Source organism: Duganella sp. Leaf126, from assembly GCF_001423125.1.
In the GTDB taxonomy this organism is placed as follows: Bacteria; Pseudomonadota; Gammaproteobacteria; order Burkholderiales; family Burkholderiaceae_D; genus Rugamonas.
The window spans coordinates 82,814-96,989 of the sequence record NZ_LMNW01000035.1; the positions used below are offsets into that span (position 1 = coordinate 82,814).

The following is a 14,176-nucleotide window of genomic DNA, read 5'->3' on the forward strand; positions in this document are numbered from 1 at the left end:
TAACAGCCTTAGTGCGCGGCCCACTGGATCGAGTTGATGTCGACCCCTTCCTTGAACATGTCCCACAGCGGCGACAGTTCACGCAGTTTGCCGACTTTCGACTTCATCAGCTCGATGGCGAAGTCGATGTCTTCTTCGGTCGTGAAGCGGCCGATGGTAAAGCGGATCGAGCTGTGCGCCAGTTCGTCGCTGCGGCCCAGGGCGCGCAGCACGTACGACGGTTCCAGGCTGGCCGAAGTGCAGGCCGAACCGGACGACACGGCCAGGTCCTTGACCGCCATGATCAGCGACTCGCCCTCGACGTAGTTGAAGCTGACGTTGAGGTTGTGCGGCACGCGGTGGTCCATGTCGCCGTTGATATAGGTTTCCTCGATTTCCTGCAGGCCCTTGGCCAGGCGGTCGCGCAGCGCCTTGATGCGGGCGATCTCGGTGTCCATCTCGACCTTGGCCAGGCGGAATGCCTCGCCCATGCCGACGATCTGGTGGGTCGGCAGCGTGCCCGACCGCAGGCCGCGCTCGTGACCGCCACCGTGCATCTGCGCCTCGATGCGCACGCGCGGCTTGCGGCAGACGTACAGCGCGCCCACGCCTTTCGGGCCATAGGTCTTGTGGGCGGTAAAGGTCATCAGGTCGACCTTGGTCTTTTGCAGGTCGATCACCACTTTACCGGTCGCTTGCGCGGCGTCGCAGTGGAAGATGATGCCTTTCGAGCGGCACAGGGCGCCGATCTCGTCGATAGGCTGGATCACGCCGATCTCGTTGTTGACCAGCATGACCGAGACCAGGATGGTGTCCGGGCGGATGGCGGCGGTCAGCTGCTCGATCGTGATCAGGCCGTTATCCTGCGGCTCCAGGTAGGTCGCTTCGAAGCCCTGGCGTTCCAGTTCGCGCACGGTGTCAAGCACGGCCTTGTGCTCGGTCTTGACCGTGATGATGTGCTTGCCTTTGGTCTTGTAGAAGTGCGCCGCGCCCTTGATGGCCAGGTTGTTCGACTCGGTGGCGCCCGAGGTCCAGATGATTTCGCGCGGGTCGGCATTGACCAGGGCGGCCACGTTGGCACGCGCCTCTTCCACCGCTTTTTCCGCGGTCCAGCCGTACATGTGGCTGCGCGACGCCGGGTTGCCGAACTGCTCGCGCAGGTACGGAATCATGGCATCGGCCACGCGCGGGTCGATCGGCGTGGTGGCCGAATAATCCATATAGATAGGAAAATGCGGCGCGGTCTGGAACTTTACGGCGGCGAGATTTTTTTCTGGGGCGTTCATCGGGAAACTCCGTTCATCTTTGTTTGGTCTGGCGAGCACAGCGCTCAACCCACTGCAGCCTGGTTTTCATTGCGGTGCATGACTACCACGCTCTGGTCGGCATGCTTTTGCTTCTGTTGATCGACCAGATCCTGCAAGGACACGGAATCGAGGTAATCAACCATTTTTTCGTTCAGCGTGGCCCACAGCTCGTGGGTCATGCAGCGCACGCCACTGGCCGCATCGGCGCCGTGGCAGTTTTCCTTGCCGCCGCATTGGGTGGCGTCGAGCGGCTCGTCAACAGCGATGATGATGTCGGCCACCGTCACCTTGTCCGCGCGCCGGGCCAGGCTGTAACCACCGCCCGGACCGCGGATCGATTCGACGATCTCGTGGCGGCGCAGCTTGCCGAACAGCTGCTCGAGGTACGACAGCGAGATGGCCTGGCGCTGGCTGATGCCCGAGAGCGTGACCGGGCCCTTGCCTTGGCGCAAAGCCAGGTCGATCATCGCAGTCACAGCAAAACGGCCTTTGGTGGTCAGACGCATCACTACCTCGGTTCGGTTAAAATATCGACCCTTCCTGCCCTGCCGCGCTAACCGCTACCAGCCGAGTAGTTGATCGAATTAGTCAAGTATACCAAATTTTGCCGAAGCTTGCCGGTCCGCCGCCCGATCCTGCCTGCGACTACGGTTTCAATAGTTGCATCGGTCCAAACAGCGCCTGCATCGCGCCATTGCCGATGAAGCTCAGGTTGTACGGATGCTCGGCCACGATCTGCGGAAACGCGTCCATCACCGGCAATTTCCTCAGCAGTTCGGCGATCTTTCCCCACAAAACCATGGTCGGCGTGCTGGCCGCCTGTGCTGCCAGGCCGGCCATCACGGTCGCGAAAAACGGCAGCCAGGCCTTGGCGTCCCTGGCTGGCGCCACGTGGCTGCGGAACACCAGCGACGCGTTGAGCAGCAGGAAACCGTGCGCGGTCAGCTGGTCCTGCAGCTGGCGCAGGGTCTGGATATGGCTGCCGGCGCCGCTGCGCGCGCGCGCCGACACGGCTGCCATGGCATCGCCGGACGTCTGGTCGGCCTGCAGTTGTCCGTCGGCCACCAGCAGCATCTTCATGAAGTTGCGCAGCGACGTGGCCTTGTTGACCGCCTTCGACAGGCCGCCGCCGTCCTCGTCCGACCACAGGCTGCCCACCGCACCATCCATGAAACACACGCCGGTGGCGCTGGCAGCGCGCGGGTACGGCCCCTCGCCCACCAGCACGTAGCGCACCTGGTCCAGCGGCAGGGCAAAGGCGGCAAACAGGCGGCCTCCGGTGGGCAGGTATTCATCGGTCGCCAGCTGCGACAGGTAGTCGGGGTTGGCAGCCATCACTGCGTGCAGCCCCTCGATCAGCAAGGGACGCCAGGAAGCGTGGGCGCCATCGAGGGCGGCAAGGATCGAATCGGGAAGAACGGGGAGCGTCATGGCGGCTAGGCTGGTCGGAAAGGCGCGATTGTAACGGCCCTGCGCCATTATGGCGACTGCAGCCAGCCCCCGTCGAAGCCGGCCCGCTGCAGGCCCGTGCGCAGATAAGCGTTGCCACGCATCAGGCGCCAGACGAAGTCGTGCAGGTAGTTGTCGGCCATGATGATGGCCGGGCCCTTGTCGATGCCGAAGTGGTAAGGCGAGACCCAGCGCACGCCGCCGCGCCCCCGGTGGAACACGGTCGAGTACGACGGCTTGAAGCCGCAGGCGCGGTCTTCGTGCAGGTCCATCGCCTGATGGTGGGCGATGGTGGGCAGCACGATCTCGGGCGCGAACGGCAGCGAGGCCGCCACCGCCCACGGCGCCAGCGTGCCGTCGTCGGGGCCGTACGGCACGCCGCGCGCGATGTAATCGTAGAACTTGCGCTGCACGCCGCCGATCTTGCGCGTGCCGGGGCCGGGGCCGTCGCAGGCGGAAATGCCCCAGTGCAGCGCGTCGTAGTCGGGAAAGCCGAGCGGATTTTCGATCGCATAGCGCTGCTGGACCAGCGTGGCGCGGCGGCTGTTCTCGAAATAATCGAGGTCGTGCGCGCGCATGGCCTGGTCGCGGATGCCGCGCGTGTCGAGCCAGACGTGCGACATCTGGTGAATGAACAGCGGCCCCGCGTACAGGTACTCGATGCCGTAGATGGTCTTCCACTCGTAGCTGGCGGCCCAGGCGTCGTAACTGTCGCGCTCGATCGGATAGGTCGGCGAGCCGAGCGCCAGCAGGTACAGGATCAGCGCTTCGTCATAGCCTTCCCAGTGCCAGCGCAGGAAACCCTTGCCCGGCTTCCAGCCATGACACAGCAGGCGCTTGCGGCGCCGCATCCACTGCCAGTCCACGCGGCGGTACAGCAGGTCGCCCAGCGTGCGGATCTCCTGCTCGTCGTCGCTGTCGCCGGTGAAATAGGCAACTGCCACCAGCACGCCGGCGATCAGCAGCGCCGTGTCGATGCTGGACAGTTCGCAGTCGCGCGCGCGCGCGCCGGTGCCCATGTCGAGGAAGTGATAGTAAAAACCCTTGTAGCCGGTCGCGGTCGGCGATTCGCTCTGTTCGCTGGCGGCAAAGAAGCGCAGCGTCGCCAGTGTACGGGCCAGCGCCTCGGCGCGCGGCATGAACCCGCGTTCGACTGCAATCGGGTAGCAGGTCAGCGCCATCCCGGTAGCGGCAATGCTGGCCGGCCAGCCGGCACCGGCCGTTTTATCGCGCACCAGGCCGTTGGCGGGATTGACCTCGGTAACAAAGTAGTCGAACGATGCGCGCTGCAGCGCGGTGAGCAGTTCGCGCTCGGCGTCGGCTGGCTCAGATGAGGGATTACTGCGGGGATTACTGCGGGGATTACTGCGCATATTCAGGCAACAATATCAAAAGATGACATCTTTGCATGTTGGCGCCTGCCGGTATGTCAGCCATCGCACGGATCAGCTGCATACCGCTCAGCCGGCAGGCGGGCGGGCGTTACCGGCATCGGGCTGGTGCGCTGGCTTCGCTCCTGGAATGCCGGCAGCGCGGTGCAGGTTGCATCGATCCGGACCCGGGTCGGGCGCGGCGCCGTCACGAATCTGCCGCACGCTGGCGGGCCGGTCAGCTGGCGTACCGGCTGTCGCTATCCGACGTCGGGCTGGCGCGCTGGCTGCGCGGCCTGGCATGCCGGCAGCGCGGCGCAGGCCTCGTCGATCTGCACCAGGGCCGGGAACGGTGTCTGCACGGCGCTGCCGCATGCCGGCGCGCCGGTCAGCTGGCGAACCGAGCGTCGCTACTCGGCATCGGGCTGGCGCGCTGGCTGCGCGGCCTGGCATGCCGGCAGCGCGGCGCAGGCCGCTTCGATCTGTGCCAGGGTCGGGAACGGTGTCTGCACGGCGCTGCCGCATGCCGGCGCGCCGGTCAGCTGGCGAACCGAGCATCGCTACTCGGCATCGGGCTGGCGCGCTGGCTGCGCGGCCTGGAATGCCGGCAGCTCGGCGCAGGCCGCGTCGATCCGGACCAGGGTGGGAAAACCTGTCAGGTCGAGGCCGAAGCGGCGGGCGTTGAACAGTTGCGGCACCAGGCAGCAGTCGGCCAGCGTGGGGGTCGCACCGTGGCAGTACCGGCCGGTGCCGGCGTCGCGCGTCAGCAGCGCCTCGAAGGTGGCCAGCCCTTCGTGCAGCCAGTGCCGCTGCCAGGCCAGCTTGGCGTCCTCGCCCTGCCCCAGTTCGCCCTTCACGTACTTCAGCACGCGCAGATTGCTCAGCGGGTGCGAGTCGGCCACCAGCGTCAAGGCCAGCGCGCGCACGCGCGCGCGGCCCGCCGCGTCGGGCGGCAGCAGCGGCGGCGTCGGGCGCGTCTCCTCCAGGTATTCGAGGATGGCCAGCGACTGGCCGATCACCACGCCGTTGTCGTCCTCCAGCGTGGGCAGCAGCGCCGACGGGTTGACGGCGCGGTAATTGTCGCCCAGCTGTTCGCCGCCATCGCGCAGCAGGTGCACGGGCACTGCCTCATACGCGATGCCCTTGAGCGCCAGCGCGATGCGCACGCGGTAGGCGGCCGAGCTGCGGAAATAGGTGTACAGCTTCATCGGCTTTTTTCGCCGTAATGGACGACGGTCTGGTCGATGGCGCCGAAGATGCTGGCGCCGGTGGCGTCGGGCATCTCGATGCGCACCCGGTCGCCGAACTTGAGGAACGGCGTTTGCGGCTTGCCGGTCTCGATGGTTTCGTACATGCGCACTTCCGCCAGGCAGCAATAGCCGACCCCGCCGTTGGCGATGCTCGAACCATGCAGGTTGCCCTGCTTGTTGGAGACGGTGCCGGAGCCGATGATGGTGCCGGCCGCCAGTTCGCGGGTGGCGGCAGCGTGCGCCACCAGCCGGGCAAAGTTGAAGGTCATGTCTTCGCCGGCATTGGGCTGGCCGAACGGCTGGCCGTTCAGCTCCACCACCAGCGGCAGGTGCAGCTTGCTGTCGCGCCAGTGCTCGCCCAGTTCGTCGGGGGTGACTGCCACCGGCGAAAACGCGCTGGCCGCCTTGGACTGGAAGAAGCCGAAGCCCTTGGCCAGCTCGTTCGGAATCAGGTTGCGCAGCGAGACATCGTTGACCAGCATCACCAGGCGGATCGCGGCAGCGGCCGCATCGACCGTCACGCCCATCGCCACGTCGCCGGTGATCACGGCCACTTCTGCCTCGAGGTCGATGCCCCAGTCCTCGCTCAGCGCAAAGATCGGGTCATTGGGACCGATAAAGCTGTCGGAACCGCCCTGGTACATCAACGGATCGGTGTAGAACGACGCCGGCACCTCGGCGTTGCGCGCCTTGCGCACCAGTTCCACGTGGTTGATATAGGCCGAGCCGTCCGCCCACTGGTAGGCGCGCGGCAGCGGCGAATGACAGGCGCGCTGGTCTAACGGCACGGTATCGGCGGCATCGCCGCGATTGAGGGCGGCGTACACGGCCTGCAGACGCTGCGCCACCAGGTCCCAGTTGTCGAGCGCATGCTGGAGCGTGGCGGCGATCTCGGGCACCGGCTGGCACAGCGACAGGTCGCGGCTGACGACGACCAGGCGGCCGTCGCGGCTGCCGTCCTTGAGGGTGGCAAGCTTCATGCGCATGCTCCCGATTGTCCGGCCTCGCGCCGCGGCGGGTGGAAAGGGTTTGTCTCGATTGTTATAGTCATGTGGCCTCCAGAGTTTGCACCGCCATTAGACGCCAAGCCCGGCTTTCATGCAAACGAGTTTTAACAAATGCCGGCCGTCGAGGGCAGCCCGGTACCGCCTGCACCGTTATGCGACAATGGCGGCCCATGCATTACACCTCATCAGGTACGCCATCACCGCCATGACAGCAGACACCACCGCCATCAACCGGAAGATGGCACAGTTCGATCACCACCACAGCGTCTGGCTGTTCGGTTACGGCTCCCTGATCTACAAGGCCGACTTCCCCTACCTGCAGCGGCGCCCGGCCAGCATCGCCAACTGGACCCGGCGCTTCTGGCAAGGCTCGCACGACCACCGCGGCACGCCCGAGGCGCCGGGCCGCGTGGTGACCCTGATCGAGGCGCCGGGCGCCATCTGCCACGGCATGGCCTACCTGGTCACGCCGGAAGTGTTCGCCCACCTCGACCACCGCGAGAAGGACGGCTATTTGCGGCTGGCGACGGCGATCCGGTTCGACAATGACGCGCCGGATGGCGGGCGGCATGGCGAGCAGGGACCGGCCACCGGCAGCGGCAGCGGCAGCGGCAGCGGCAGCGGCAGCGGCAGCGCAGCGTACAGCAGCGTCATGGGACTGGTGTATATCGCCACACCGGACAATGCCGCGTTTCTCGGTGCGGCGTCCGAGCGCGAGATCGCGGAACACATTGCCGGCGCGGCTGGCCCCAGCGGCCCGAATAGCGACTACCTGAACCAGCTGGCGCACGCGCTGCGCGAACTGGGTCACGAAGACGCCCATGTGTTCGAGATCGAACGCCACCTTGCCGCACTGAACGGCCGCGCAGTGCAACGCTGAATCTGTTCAGAACAAATCGAGCTGAGCGTTGTTGGCCATGCCGGCGCGCGCTGCCGGCGCAGGCGCCACGCTGGGCCGCACGAACTGCGCTGTGTCCATGGTATGGAAGCGGCTGCCCTTCCCCGTGAGTCCCAGCCGCTTGGCAGCGATGGTGAAGCGTTGCCGGATCAGGTCGGCCCACACGCCGTCGCCCTTCATGCGGGTGGCAAAGTTGCTGTCGTAGTCCTTGCCGCCGCGCATATCGCGCACGCGGTTCATCACGCGCCTGGCGCGGTCGGGAAAATGCGTTTCCAGCCATTGGTGGAACAGCGGCGCCACCTCCCACGGCAGGCGCAGCACCGTGTAGTGGGCCGACACGGCGCCGGCGTCCTTGACCGCCGCCAGCAGGCGCTCGATCTCCGGTTCCGTCACGAACGGGATGATCGGTGCGATGCTCACGGCCACGGGGATGCCGGCGTCGGTCAGCGTGCGGATGGTGCGCAGGCGGCGCGCCGGGGCGGCCGCGCGCGGCTCCAGCGTGCGCGCAATGGCCGGATCGAGCGTGGTGAGCGTGATCGCCACGCCGGCCAGGCGCTGCGCAGCCATCGGCGCCAGGATGTCGATGTCGCGCTCGATCAGCGACGATTTGGTGATCAAGCCCACCGGATGCCGGCATTCCTGCAGCACCTCGAGCACGCGGCGCGTCAGCCTGCGCTCGCGCTCGCACGGCTGGTAGGCATCGGTATTGACACCAAGCGCGATCGACGCCGGCACGTAGGCGGGCTTGGCTAGCTCGCGGCGCAGCATCTCGGGTGCGTTGACCTTGGCGAAAATCCTGCTCTCGAAATCCATGCCAGGCGACAATCCCAGGTAGCTGTGCGTGGGCCGCGCATAACAGTAGATGCAGCCATGCTCGCACCCGCGATAGGGATTGAGCGAGACGCCGAACGGCAGGTCCGGCGAGGCATTGCGGCTGAGGATGGACTTGCAGACCTCGTCGACGACCTCGGTTTTCCATGGTGCGCTGCCCTCCTCTTCGCGTTGCCAGCCGTCGTCATAGGCTTCGCGGCCATGGACCTCGAAGCGGCCCTGCAGGTTGGACACGGCGCCGCGCCCCTTGGCAGCCTTGAGCGACAACGGCGGCAGCATGACTTGGGACTGGTCGTTTTCGTCGTACTGGTGGGTAGGTATGCGATGCAGCGGTTGCATGAGCGGACTCGATTTACTGTATATATGAACAGTATTCTAGATGCAGAGCCCAGCCAATTCAAGCGCTAAATCAGCCGTGTGCGCGGCTGCGGCTTTGGTGGCCCGGTACGAACTGGTATCATGCAGGGCTTCCGGAGGCCAGGCCCCCGCGCGCCGTGCGCGACTGCAACCAATAACACCGATACACAACACCGATACACGCCGGAACGCCGCGAGATGCAGCGCACCGGCATATTCAACGCGAGCATTTGATGACCACACCAAACCCACCGCTGCCGTCTTTTTTCAGCCGCATTTCGATCGCCATCGGCGCCTTCTTCCGCGCCATTTCCGACGCTGAATACGCCGCCCGGCTGACCCGCATGGACGCTGCACCCGCGCCGGTCGCCGCGCCGACGCCGGTACCGGTTCCCACCCCGGTGCCGGTGCCCGTGCCGACACCGCTGCCCGTGCCCACCCCGGTACCGGTGCCCACGCCCGTGCCGGTACCGACGCCGGTGCCGGTCAGCGCACCGGCGCCGGCGCCAGTCACCCTGCGCGTGGCCACGCCCGACGCCGCCTTGCAGCTGCTGGGTCTGTTCCAGCGCGAAGCGCGCCTGATCGACTTCACCCAGGAAAACCTGGCCGCCTACTCGGACGCCGACATCGGCGCCGCCGCACGCGTAGTGCATGAGGGGTGCAGCAAGGTGCTGCGCGAGCACTTCACCATCGAGGCGGTGCGCAGCGAAGCCGAAGGCAGCCGCGTGGTGCTGGAACAGGGCTTCGACGCCGCTGCCGTGCGCCTGACCGGCAACGTGGTCGGCCAGGCGCCGTTCCGCGGCACGCTCAGCCATCGCGGCTGGCGCTCGACCGACGTGCGCCTGCCGAAACTGGCCGAAGCGCACGACGCCGCCATCCTGGCCCCGGCGGAGGTGGAACTGTGAGCGATCCCCGTTACGCCATCGGCATCGACCTCGGCACCACCCACAGCGCCCTCTCGTATGTCGACCTGCAGGCCAGCGACGGCGAACAGACCGCCCATGGCGTGCTGGCAATTCCCCAGCTGACCGCACCGGGCACGGTGGAAGACCTGCCGCTGCTGCCCTCGTTCCTGTACCTGCCGCACGCCGACGAGCTGGCGCCGGGCGAGAACAAGCTGCCATGGCAGCAGAGCGAGGCCGAACAGGGCGCAGTCGCTGGCGAGATGGCGCGCAGCCGCGGCGCCACCGTGCCGATCCGCCTGGTGTCGAGCGCCAAGAGCTGGCTGAGTCACCCGGGCGTGGACCGCCGCTCGGCCCTGCTGCCGGCCGACGCGCCGGAAGAAGTCACGCGCGTGTCGCCGCTGCAGGCATCGACCCGCTACCTGGCGCACCTGCGCCAGGCCTGGGAGCAGGCGCACCCGGAAGCGCCGTTCGACCAACAGGCCATCACCGTCACCATTCCCGCCTCGTTCGATCCGGGCGCGCGCGAACTGACGGCCGAAGCGGCGCGCGCTGCCGGTTACCAGAACCTGACGCTGCTCGAGGAACCGCAGGCAGCGCTGTACAGCTGGATCCAGGGCAGCGAAGGCCGCTGGCGCAAGGACGTCAAGCCGGGCGACATCATCCTGGTGGTGGACGTGGGCGGCGGCACCAGCGACTTTTCGCTGATCGCCGTGCTCGAACGCGACGGCGTGCTGGAACCGCACCGCATCGCGGTGGGCGACCATATCCTGCTCGGCGGCGACAATATGGACCTGGCGCTGGCGCACCTGGTGGCGCGCAAGCTGGCCGCCAACGGCACCCAGCTCGACGCCTGGCAGATGCGCGCGCTGACCTACGGCAGCCGCACGGCCAAGGAAAAGCTGCTGGCCGACGCCAGCATCGACACCTGGCCGATCGTGGTGCCGAGCCGCGGCTCCAAACTGATCGGCGGCTCGATCCGCACCGAACTCACGCGGCTTGAGGTGACCACCTTCATCCTCGACGGCTTCTTCCCGGCCGTGGAGGCGTCGAGCCGCCCGGCCGTGCGCCAGCGCGCAGGCCTGACACAACTCGGCCTGCCGTATGCGCAGGACGCCGGCATCACCCGCCACCTGGCCGCCTTCCTGGCGCGCCAGGTGGGCGCCACCAGCGAGCTGGCCGGTTACAGCGGCCGGCAAACGCCGGACGCCACCTTCCTGCACCCGACGGCCGTGCTGTTCAACGGCGGCGTGTTCAAGTCCGAGCTGCTGGCCCAGCGCGTCATGGCCACCCTCAACGACTGGCTGTACATGGAAGGTGCTGAACCGGCGCGCATGCTGGACGGCGCCGACCTCGACCTGGCGGTGGCGCGCGGCGCCGCCTATTACAGCTACGTGCGGCGCGGCGCCGGCGTGCGCATCCGCGGCGGCACGGCGCGTTCCTACTACGTCGCGATCGAATCGGCGATGCCGGCCATTCCCGGCATGGAGCCGCCGATCCAGGCGCTGTGCGTGGCGCCGTTCGGCATGGAGGAAGGCAGCGAAATCGCACTGCCGCACCAGGAATTCGGCCTGGTGGTCGGCGAGCCGGTGCAGTTCCGCTTCTTCGGTTCCTCGGTGCGCCGGCAAGACCAGATCGGCGACCTGCTCGACTTCTGGGGTCCGGACGAACTGGTCGAGATGAACGAGATCCAGGCCACGCTGTCGCCCGAAGGCCGCCAGTCCGGCGACGTGGTGCAGGTACGCCTGCATGCGATGGCCACCGAAGCCGGCACGCTCGAACTGCTGGCCGTGGCCAGCGACGGCCAGCGCTGGAAGGTGGAATTCGACGTGCGCACCGCCTAGCAGCGCCATGGGCCAGTACCTCGTCAGCATCGACCTTGGCACCACCAACACGGTGCTCGCCTATGCGGCGCCGGACAGCGCCACCATCGAACTGTTCGCCATCGAGCAGCTCGTCGCCCCCGGTGAGATCGGCGCCGCCACGCTGCTGCCATCGGTGCGCTACCACCCGGCCGAGGGCGAGTTCGCCGCCGGCGAGCTGCAGCTGCCGTGGCGCGACCCGGACAGCGCCGGTCTGACGCAGGTGGTCATCGGCCGCCTGGCCCGCAAGCTGGGCGCGCAGGTGCCGGGGCGCCTGGTCGCCAGCGCCAAGAGCTGGCTGTCGCACCCCGGCGTCGATCGCACCGCCCCGATCCTGCCCTGGGGCGCCGAGGCCGACGTCGCCAAGGTGTCGCCGGTGGCGGCCAGCGCCTCGTACCTGGCCCACCTGCGCGCGGCCTGGAATACCCGCTTCCCCGACCATCCGCTCGAACAGCAGCAGTTGGTGCTGACGATCCCCGCCTCGTTCGACGAGGGTGCGCGCGCCCTCACCCTGCAGGCGGCGCGGCAGGCGGGATTGCCGGCACTGCGGCTGCTGGAAGAGCCGCAGGCTGCGTTTTACGACTGGCTGTACCGCCAGCGCGCGACGCTGGCCGCCGACCTGGCGCATACCCGGCTGGCGCTGGTGTGCGACGTCGGCGGCGGCACCACCGACTTTTCGCTGATCCAGGTCACCGTGACGGATGGCGCGCCGCAGCTCGCCCGCATCGGCGTGGGCAACCACCTGATCCTCGGCGGCGACAATATGGACCTGGCGCTGGCGCACCTGGTGGAGTCGCGCCTGCCCACAGCCGGTACCGCGCCGGCGCGGCTGTCGGCCGGCCGGCTGGCGCAGTTGACGGAGCGCTGCCGCGCCGCCAAGGAGCAGCTGCTGGCCGCCAATGCCCCGGAGAAAACCACCGTCACCCTGCTCGGCGCAGGATCGAAACTGATCGGCGGCGCGCGCTCGGCCGACCTCGCCCGCGACGAGGTGGCGCAGCTGGTGATCGACGGCTTTTTTCCGCTCAACGAAGAGCGCGAACCGGCGCGCCGGGGCCGCGGCGCCATCATCGAATTCGGCCTGCCGTATGCCAGCGACGCCGCCATCACGCGTCACCTGGCCGGCTTCCTGCGCCAGCATGCGCCAGCGGCCCGCGCGGCGCTGGGCATGTCGCCCAACGATCCCGCCGTCCCGGTGCCGGACACGCTGCTGCTCAACGGCGGCGTATTCCGTGCCGACGCGCTGGGCCAGCGCCTGGAGCAGGTGCTGGCCCGGTGGCGCGGCGCGCCGCTGCGCGTGCTGCACAACGATAATCCCGACGTGGCGGTGGCGCGCGGCGGCGTGGCCTATGCGCTGGGCCAGTGCGGCCAGGCGCCGGTGATCGGCGGCGGTTCGCCGCGCAGCTACTTCCTGCTGCTCGATGACGCGCCGCCCGACAAACCGCGCCGCGCGATCTGCCTGCTGCCGCGCGGCAGCGCCGAAAACCGCGAACTGCTGCTGGCCGACCGCACGTTCGCCCTGCGCCTGGGCCGTCCGGTGCGCTTCCATATCGCCTCGTCCACGTCCGACGCCGTCACGCCGCAGGCGGGCGAGCTGGTGGACCTGCAGCCGGACGACTACGTGCAGCTGCCGCCGATCGCCACCGTGCTGCGCGACAGCCAGGCCAGCAACAGCCGCAAGGAGCTGCCGGTGCGGCTGGCCGCCATGCTGAGCGAGGTGGGGACGCTGAACGTGCACTGCGTGGCCACCGACGACGCCCAGCGCTGGCAACTGGAATTCCAGCTGCGCGGCGAGGCAGCCGTGACCGAAGACGACGACATTGCCGCCATCGGCGGCGCGCCGTCCGCTGATGCAGCAATGTCGGCGCTGCCGGCCGGTCTGCCGGCAGCGCTGGAAAAAATCGACCGCATCTTCGGCAGCCGCGCGCTGCAGGTCGATCCGAAGGAAGTGAAGCAGCTGCGCAGCCAGCTCGAACACCTGCTGGGCAGCCGCGAGAGCTGGACCACGCCCGTGTTGCGGCGCCTGTTCGACGCGCTGCTCGAACGGGCGCGCGGCCGGCGCCGCTCGTCAGCGCACGAACGCGCGTGGCTGAACCTGGCCGGCTACAGCCTGCGTCCCGGCTTCGGCCATCCGCTCGACGACTGGCGCATCGAGCAGCTCTGGACCTGCTACGACACCGGTGTGCAGCATCACGGCGACGGCCAGGTCCGCACCGAGTGGTGGACGCTGTGGCGCCGCGTGGCCGGCGGCCTGCCAGTCGCTGCGCAACTGCGCGTGCTCGACGATTTCGCTTTCAATGTGCAGGCCGACGCCCAAGAACGGGGCCGCCGGCCGCACACGCTGGTGGACGGCAGCGAGGAAGACATGCTGCGCCTGGGCGCTTCGCTCGAACGCATTCCCGGCAACTACAAGGCGGAAATCGGCGCCTGGATGCTGGACCGGCTCGACGCTGCCACGCGCGCCGCCGCCAAGGCCGCGCTCAACAAGACCCGCGCCGGCGCCGCCAACGGCGGCAAGGCCGAAGCCACCCAGGCGCGCTTCCTGTGGGGGCTGTCGCGGGTGGGGGCGCGCCAGCCGTTTCACGGCAGCGCGCACGACGTGGTGGACGCCAGCACGGTGGCGCAATGGCTGGCGGCGATCCTGGCGCTGGACTGGAAAAAGGTGGAGCCGGCCGGCTTTGCCGCTGCCCACCTGGCGCGCAGGACGGGCGACCGCACGCGCGATATCGACGACCCGCTGCGCGCCGAGATCTTGCGCCGGCTGGCCGCCGTGGGCGCACCCGCCAACTGGAGCGCCATGGTGCGCGAGGTGGTGCAACTAGATCACGCCGACGCCCAGCGCATGCTGGGCGAGGCGCTGCCGCCGGGCTTGAAGCTGCTGGCCTGATCGGCGGTTTCGTTGGCAGTTTCGTCGACAGTTTCGTCGGCAGTTACGGGGGCCGTTGCGGGGAATGTTGAGAGGCAGTT

General features: G+C 68.1%; 11 protein-coding genes. 4 read left to right on the forward strand and 7 right to left on the reverse strand.

The annotated features are described in order from the left end of the window. Nucleotides 1-8 precede the first annotated feature (8 nt). The 6 genes from ASF61_RS20685 to ASF61_RS20710 form a co-directional block, all read right to left on the reverse strand. Nucleotides 9-1,265: an IscS subfamily cysteine desulfurase gene (locus tag ASF61_RS20685; RefSeq protein WP_056160448.1), complete on the reverse strand. Its 1,257-nt coding sequence runs from the start codon at nucleotides 1,263-1,265 to the stop codon at nucleotides 9-11. 44 nt (nucleotides 1,266-1,309) lie between these two features. Further along, nucleotides 1,310-1,792, reverse strand: coding sequence for a Fe-S cluster assembly transcriptional regulator IscR (iscR, locus tag ASF61_RS20690; protein WP_056160450.1), 483 nt, complete (start codon nucleotides 1,790-1,792; stop codon nucleotides 1,310-1,312). Between the two features lie 139 nt (nucleotides 1,793-1,931). Beyond that, nucleotides 1,932-2,717 (reverse strand): hypothetical protein, encoded by a 786-nt coding sequence (locus tag ASF61_RS20695; RefSeq protein WP_056160728.1) that lies wholly within the window; start codon nucleotides 2,715-2,717, stop codon nucleotides 1,932-1,934. Between the two features lie 47 nt (nucleotides 2,718-2,764). Next, entirely contained in the window at nucleotides 2,765-4,108 is a 1,344-nt protein-coding gene (locus ASF61_RS20700) for a glucoamylase family protein (RefSeq protein ID WP_056160452.1), read from the reverse strand. Nucleotides 4,109-4,665: 557 nt separating this feature from the next. Further along, nucleotides 4,666-5,313: a maleylacetoacetate isomerase gene (gene maiA, locus ASF61_RS20705; RefSeq protein ID WP_056160454.1), complete on the reverse strand. Its 648-nt coding sequence runs from the start codon at nucleotides 5,311-5,313 to the stop codon at nucleotides 4,666-4,668. Next, nucleotides 5,310-6,335: a fumarylacetoacetate hydrolase family protein gene (locus ASF61_RS20710; protein WP_056160456.1), complete on the reverse strand. Its 1,026-nt coding sequence runs from the start codon at nucleotides 6,333-6,335 to the stop codon at nucleotides 5,310-5,312. Before ASF61_RS20710 ends, maiA begins: the two co-directional genes overlap by 4 nt. A gap of 232 nt (nucleotides 6,336-6,567) precedes the next feature. On the opposite strand from ASF61_RS20710, the gene ASF61_RS20715 reads away from it, so the two are divergent. After that, nucleotides 6,568-7,242, forward strand: coding sequence for a gamma-glutamylcyclotransferase (locus ASF61_RS20715; protein WP_056160730.1), 675 nt, complete (start codon nucleotides 6,568-6,570; stop codon nucleotides 7,240-7,242). Nucleotides 7,243-7,248: 6 nt separating this feature from the next. Here ASF61_RS20715 and ASF61_RS20720 read toward each other — a convergent pair whose 3' ends face one another. Next, nucleotides 7,249-8,370, reverse strand: a complete 1,122-nt coding sequence (locus ASF61_RS20720) for a PA0069 family radical SAM protein (protein ID WP_056160732.1) — start codon at nucleotides 8,368-8,370, stop codon at nucleotides 7,249-7,251. A 311-nt stretch (nucleotides 8,371-8,681) separates the two neighbouring features. Here ASF61_RS20720 and ASF61_RS20725 point away from each other — a divergent pair, with 311 nt between their 5' ends. Genes ASF61_RS20725 through ASF61_RS20735 form a run of 3 tightly spaced genes read left to right on the forward strand, consistent with a single transcriptional unit; the run spans nucleotide 8,682 to nucleotide 14,096 of the window. Then, entirely contained in the window at nucleotides 8,682-9,353 is a 672-nt protein-coding gene (locus ASF61_RS20725) for a DUF2760 domain-containing protein (protein ID WP_056160458.1), read from the forward strand. Next, the gene (locus ASF61_RS20730) at nucleotides 9,350-11,194 is read left to right on the forward strand and encodes an Hsp70 family protein (RefSeq protein ID WP_056160460.1); all 1,845 of its coding nucleotides are present in this window, start codon (nucleotides 9,350-9,352) and stop codon (nucleotides 11,192-11,194) included. The genes ASF61_RS20725 and ASF61_RS20730 overlap by 4 nt, the downstream gene beginning before the upstream one ends. 7 nt (nucleotides 11,195-11,201) lie before the next feature. Continuing rightward, nucleotides 11,202-14,096, forward strand: a complete 2,895-nt coding sequence (locus tag ASF61_RS20735; protein ID WP_056160462.1) for an Hsp70 family protein — start codon at nucleotides 11,202-11,204, stop codon at nucleotides 14,094-14,096. Nucleotides 14,097-14,176 lie beyond the last annotated feature (80 nt).

Bases quoted from the DNA above. Each gene is read 5' to 3' on its own strand.
- ASF61_RS20685 (WP_056160448.1), bottom strand. From the start codon at position 1,265: ATGAACGCCCCAGAAAAAAATCTCGCCGCCGTAAAGTTCCAGACCGCG.
- iscR (WP_056160450.1), bottom strand. From the start codon at position 1,792: ATGCGTCTGACCACCAAAGGCCGTTTTGCTGTGACTGCGATGATCGAC.
- ASF61_RS20695 (WP_056160728.1), bottom strand. From the start codon at position 2,717: ATGACGCTCCCCGTTCTTCCCGATTCGATCCTTGCCGCCCTCGATGGC.
- ASF61_RS20700 (WP_056160452.1), bottom strand. From the start codon at position 4,108: ATGCGCAGTAATCCCCGCAGTAATCCCCGCAGTAATCCCTCATCTGAG.
- maiA (WP_056160454.1), bottom strand. From the start codon at position 5,313: ATGAAGCTGTACACCTATTTCCGCAGCTCGGCCGCCTACCGCGTGCGC.
- ASF61_RS20710 (WP_056160456.1), bottom strand. From the start codon at position 6,335: ATGAAGCTTGCCACCCTCAAGGACGGCAGCCGCGACGGCCGCCTGGTC.
- ASF61_RS20715 (WP_056160730.1), top strand. From the start codon at position 6,568: ATGACAGCAGACACCACCGCCATCAACCGGAAGATGGCACAGTTCGAT.
- ASF61_RS20720 (WP_056160732.1), bottom strand. From the start codon at position 8,370: ATGCTGCCGCCGTTGTCGCTCAAGGCTGCCAAGGGGCGCGGCGCCGTG.
- ASF61_RS20725 (WP_056160458.1), top strand. From the start codon at position 8,682: ATGACCACACCAAACCCACCGCTGCCGTCTTTTTTCAGCCGCATTTCG.
- ASF61_RS20735 (WP_056160462.1), top strand. From the start codon at position 11,202: ATGGGCCAGTACCTCGTCAGCATCGACCTTGGCACCACCAACACGGTG.